This window comes from Streptococcus oralis, assembly GCF_001579175.1.
Classification (GTDB): Bacteria; Bacillota; Bacilli; order Lactobacillales; family Streptococcaceae; genus Streptococcus; species Streptococcus oralis_O.
This window is the reverse complement of sequence record NZ_KQ970760.1, coordinates 778,164-783,314: the sequence shown is the minus strand read 5'-3', so window position 1 is coordinate 783,314 and position 5,151 is coordinate 778,164. Positions and strand designations below refer to the sequence as shown.

The following is a 5,151-nucleotide window of genomic DNA, read 5'->3' as shown; positions in this document are numbered from 1 at the left end:
CTGGGGTATGGTCTTTATTATAAGTTCCAAATGGATAATATTTAGAATACTCTCCATCACTTGGCCAATCCGGTCTGATTTCAAAGCCATCTATATTTCTTAAAATATTATTTGATCGATAGGTTTTCTCCGTCTCCTGATAAATCTCATCAAAAATATTTTTAGGTTGATTGATAAAAAAGTAAAAACAAGATACTACAATTAGTACAAATAACGCTACTAGACCGAGTATTTTTTTCATAATCATCCTCCTAATCTGCCACAACTTCTAAGCGATTTAAAAACTTGGATACACCTGGATATTTTCTTTCAATATATGCATTAAGAGCATCCTCACCATCTAGCTTAATATCCGTTGGTCGCAAACTATCATAAATAGTATCCCTGACTGTATTCCAATCCTTATTTTTCAAGAATTCTATTTCTCTCTGAGAAGAGTCTTTTTGAAGGTCAGCATAGTAAGAAGAGATAGCTTGGTCATAGGATTGCCCTTTTTGCATCCGGCCTATAAGGTTGACCGAATCTAGGTCAGCCTTGTAGTCATCCTCGCCAATACTTGGCTTCATATCATTAGCGTTAAAGGTCGTGTCTCCCTCCCACCCTGAAAGGTCCTTGACACGCTCTCTACCACCATAGAGATCGGATAACTGAGCTTGATTAGGATTTAGATGAGTCGCCATGGTAATGGACTGGTGGGTAAAGTCTGCATGGCCTACTCCATTGTTGGAATAGGCCTTTAATTTGGTATCCCAAAATTGGTCAAATTTATTATTTTTGCCATAGACTTTTTCATACTTAGTCTTGGCACTGTTATATTCAAGTTCTTTTTCTTTTAACTTTTTTATATTGGCAACTTCACCACCGGCCATCTCATGTTGCAATCTAAGATTATAGTACAGTTCTTTGACCTTTTCTTTTTTCAACCCCAGTTCTTGATAAATTTCAACTATGGGTTTCAAAGTTCTCAATTTTTGGCCTGTTTGCGGATCACTCACAAATTCGTAATAAAAATATTGCCCCAATCCACCTGCCGTTTCATTCCACTTGAAATCATTATAATTTGCTGCACCGACGACTCGCAAAAAGATATAGTCACGAAACTCTTGGCTAGAGTCTGGAAATTTCTTATCTATCCCTTGCTTGATGGTCAAGAGTTGCTGGGCTGTCTCTGCGTCAAAGCCGTATTCTGCCATCATGGTCTGGACAAAGGCCTTCTCTTGACGACTAAGTTTTATGTCCTTTGTGTCAGAATAGGCAGATAGGTAGTTGGCCCAAGTCAAATCAGATGGGACTTTAAAGACCCCTGTCTTTGCATCCCAACTACTTTCAATCTGGGCCAATCCGCGACTCAGTTGCACATCAATACTATCTAGATCATCGAACAGACCTCCTGAGTAGCTATCATAGGCACACAGGTCTCTCAAAATCGTTTCATAGATGCGTTTATTGGCATGGTGCCCTCGCATGAGTTCCACATTGCTGCGTCTCAATCTTCCCTTTTCTTCACTATCCATGGTCAAGCTAGAAAGAGATTGGTTGACTTCATCCAGATAGGCAATCATTTGCTCTTCCTGACGAATCCTATCAAGCAGATCATCTTCACGCCAACTCTTGCTGTCGACCATCGTTTGGTAGTCTTCTGGTAATTTCTTGATAGCTTGAGAGAAGGTTTCTGCATAGAGTTGTCCCCCTTTGCTCAGGGGCAATAAGACACTTGCAAAAAAATTTCTAGCCGAATCATAAGCATCGCCCTTTAGACTCTCTGTATCCTCTGAAAACTTTTGGATGGCTGATTGCAAGTCTTGATAAGCCTCCACCTGAGATTGGCACATGGTCGCTACACTCGAACTTTGTAGTTGTGATTGTTCCAAGTACATATCAATGCCCATGTCGTTTTTCCTCCTCTCTTTCTAGTTCTTTGCGTCTTTCATAGTAGACCTCATCCAAGTCTCCCTCTAACCGGAACTTTTCTTTTTTCAAATCGTCCATGTGGTAGCTGAGGTCCTCAAGGATTTGGTTTTTAAGTTGGTTTCTCTGCAGGAGCGTTTCTTCCAACTGTCCTGCATATCTGCTCTGATAGGCCACCTCCCACAAATCACTTTGATAACGGTGGCTAGCTCTATCATATCCTTCAAAGGTTTCTATCAGTTCTTTGGTACGATAGTTCTCTTTTCCATTGTCTTCTAGCTGGTACAAGAGTTCTCGCTCTCTTTTCTTCAACTCATCTAACTTGCTCATGCATGACTCCTAAAACCATTGGCAGCTGCCTCATCTAGCGCCTCAAAATCACTCGCTACAGAGTGAAGTCGTTCTGAAGTTACGGTGACAGCAGCTGTAATCTGACTAGCTAGATTTTGATCCTTTGTCAGACATTGATGGGCCTTGGTATTCCCTTGAAGGGTCGTGAGGTCATCTTGACTAGCAACAGCGATAGCTGTTAAAGATTGACAAGCATTTTTCAGCTGACTCGCATATGTTTGAGCAAGATTTAGATCACTTTTTACTGTTGACATGACTGTTCTATCCTTATTCTTAATCTTAATCCCTTGTGATAGTTTTACTTCATTTAGCTATATAGGCCTATTATACCATGTTTTATAGAGGGGTTACCATTTTAATGTAGTTTTTGGATAAAGAAAAACTGCAATTTAATCGTTGCAGTTACAAAAAATCTATTCAATGAAAAAATATTATTAATCAAAAAATAATCTCTTCAGATTTATAGTCACGATGTTTTCTGTGAATTCCAAATATCTTTTTCGGTAAATTATCTCTAGTTAAATAAAGCTTTTTATTTTCTAACTCACCTTTATCAATCTGTTTAAGAGAATCTTGAAATTCGTCTACTTTATAGAATAAAAGACCATCATAATGTTCTACACCATCATCATTAAATTCAATAGTGTTATTATGAATATCATATACTAGATTTTGTTTTATACCATCGTCATATTCAAATTCAAAATATAGATTATACTTCTTGAATTCTCGGATTTTCTTACAAAGTTCATCAAATTGATCATGGTGAATAAGATTTAACTCATGTTTCCTTTCTTTTGGAATAATACATGATCCCAATAAAACGAAATAAAGGTAGATTGCATTGCTACGTATTTTTTCAATTAAATCCCAATCATTTAAATTATGAGTATGAAAGAAACCGTTTCGACATTCAATTCTAAAACAACTAATCATGTCAGTAACTGTTTTTGCATTATCCGGATTTGAAAAAATATGCTTATTACATCTTAAAAAATACTCAAAAGTTCCAATAGAACTATCCATGAATTCTTTTTGATGTTCCGTAAATTCGATATATGGAAACCTATAATTGTTTCCCTGCTTATTTCCGGGAACTTTATTAAATTTGTTATCAATCAGCTCAAAAACTGGGATATTCTGTCTGAAAGCTTTTTTCAACATATTTCGTTTCATTGCTATTTTACAATCGTTATCAATATTGAGCATAACAATCTTATACAATAACTGTTCAATAGACTTTAAGTATCCACTTACGACAGAGGTGTAATCAAAGTTCTTTTTACCCTTAAACGAATCATAAAGCCATTCCGATGTTATAAAACTTGTAGCATATTCGTTCGAACTTACCATTGTTTCATATAATTTATCGAAAATATATGATTTATGCATATCATCCAGATTTTCAAAAATAATATCTTTTTGAGTGAGATATAAATAGTTTTGGACTTTCTTATCACTTGCATTAATAATCTGATACCTGTAATTCAAATAATCCCAATCTCTAAGCTTTTCCTGTTCAAAAATTTTTATTGAAGCCAGATTCATTTTAGAAAGAAATTTAACAGACTTATAACCTGTGATTTCCTTTGTAACGTTTAGGTAATTATCAATAGAATCAATAAACGCTTTATATTCTTCTTCACCAAATTGTTTTAAATAAAATTCATGAATAGATAATGCTCTTATATTTACATTTGCGTCCTCATATTGTAGATTTTCTTGCTCTATTAATTTATTTGTTTGATTACCTTTTGAAGTTCTAAGAATAATCGCTTTATCGATGTGATTAGATTCAAGAATACTATTGATATCTTCATCTTCAAGGAAATCTGCTAACCTATATCCTATTCTTTCATGACTTTCTTTGAATATAAAAATAAACGGAGCATCATGTAAATATTCTACAGGTAAATTATACTCCTTCAGTACCCTCCAAAGGATGTTAGTTAGTAATATTTTGGCAGCTTTTTCCTGTCTTTCTACTGCGAAACGATAAAAATAGAAATCATCATCAGCAAATTGAAAAAGTTCTTCATTCCGAATAGACTGGGATTTCACCCACGATTCTATAAAATGCTTTAGCATATTTATATTTTTATCAATCTCTTCTTTATAGATATATGAACAGTCAATTTTTTTCATTATTTTTCTAACCTTGAATATTTTTATAAAATAAAAAAGCATAAAATCCTAAGATTATGTGCTTCTCCAAGTATATAGGAGTTAACAGTTGCTTTTAGTAGCAACTGCAAACTCCTTAGTAGCTTCAATCGCATGGATTGAAACACGCTCAGCTGCTGAAGAATCCATATTCAAAGCGAAAATGGTTCCAACCGCAGCTGTGCCAAGGGCAACAACGAACTTCCAGTCAATTAAGACAGTTAAGTTCATAGCACACACCTCCTTTCAGGCTTGAAAGCCAAGAATATATATAGGTGGGTATATTGTTGCCCTATCCAATGTTTCCACTGGACTACTTCAGTATACTTCAGAGATTTAAATCTGTCAATTCTTTATATACTGTAATACACTAAAATTGGTAATGAAACAGAGTATATTTAAATTGTAAAAATTATATAAAATCAATTGAAGAGAATAAGAAACTACTAAGTTCTTATCCTTAAATATGTTGATTATTTAATTAAAAACCTAACAAGTCTAAGTTTTTGTATAGACAGTTAAAGTATTAATCTGATACTAGTAGCATAGCATACAGCTTCTAATTCAAAGTAAAATTATTACAATTTTTTTAGATAAATAATAAAATTTACTTTTAGAACATCTATATACCACAAAAGAAATGATTTTCTTATAAAACCATCATCAAAATCCTGTTTTCCGAATGATTTTTCTACTAAGTTTAATCGTTTCAACATATCTTTTCGAATA

6 protein-coding genes are annotated in these 5,151 nt (G+C 34.3%); all 6 read right to left on the bottom strand.

Annotated features, from left to right (window positions below; genetic code table 11):
* The coding region (locus SORDD24_RS08175; protein ID WP_155720151.1) for a TipC family immunity protein at positions 1 to 241 on the bottom strand (241 nt) is incomplete at its 3' end.
* 10 nt (positions 242 to 251) lie between these two features.
* The gene (locus SORDD24_RS08170) at positions 252 to 1,889 is read right to left on the bottom strand and encodes an LXG domain-containing protein (protein ID WP_061409425.1); all 1,638 of its coding nucleotides are present in this window, start codon (positions 1,887 to 1,889) and stop codon (positions 252 to 254) included.
* Entirely contained in the window at positions 1,879 to 2,238 is a 360-nt protein-coding gene (locus tag SORDD24_RS08165) for a DUF3958 family protein (RefSeq protein ID WP_061409423.1), read from the bottom strand. The genes SORDD24_RS08170 and SORDD24_RS08165 overlap by 11 nt, the downstream gene beginning before the upstream one ends.
* Positions 2,235 to 2,513, bottom strand: coding sequence for a TIGR04197 family type VII secretion effector (locus SORDD24_RS08160; protein ID WP_061409421.1), 279 nt, complete (start codon positions 2,511 to 2,513; stop codon positions 2,235 to 2,237). Before SORDD24_RS08160 ends, SORDD24_RS08165 begins: the two co-directional genes overlap by 4 nt.
* 184 nt (positions 2,514 to 2,697) lie before the next feature.
* The gene (locus SORDD24_RS08155) at positions 2,698 to 4,404 is read right to left on the bottom strand and encodes a hypothetical protein (RefSeq protein WP_061409560.1); all 1,707 of its coding nucleotides are present in this window, start codon (positions 4,402 to 4,404) and stop codon (positions 2,698 to 2,700) included.
* Positions 4,405 to 4,485: 81 nt separating this feature from the next.
* Complete coding sequence (locus tag SORDD24_RS08150; RefSeq protein WP_006153932.1) at positions 4,486 to 4,653, bottom strand: hypothetical protein; 168 nt, start codon at positions 4,651 to 4,653, stop codon at positions 4,486 to 4,488.
* Positions 4,654 to 5,151 lie beyond the last annotated feature (498 nt).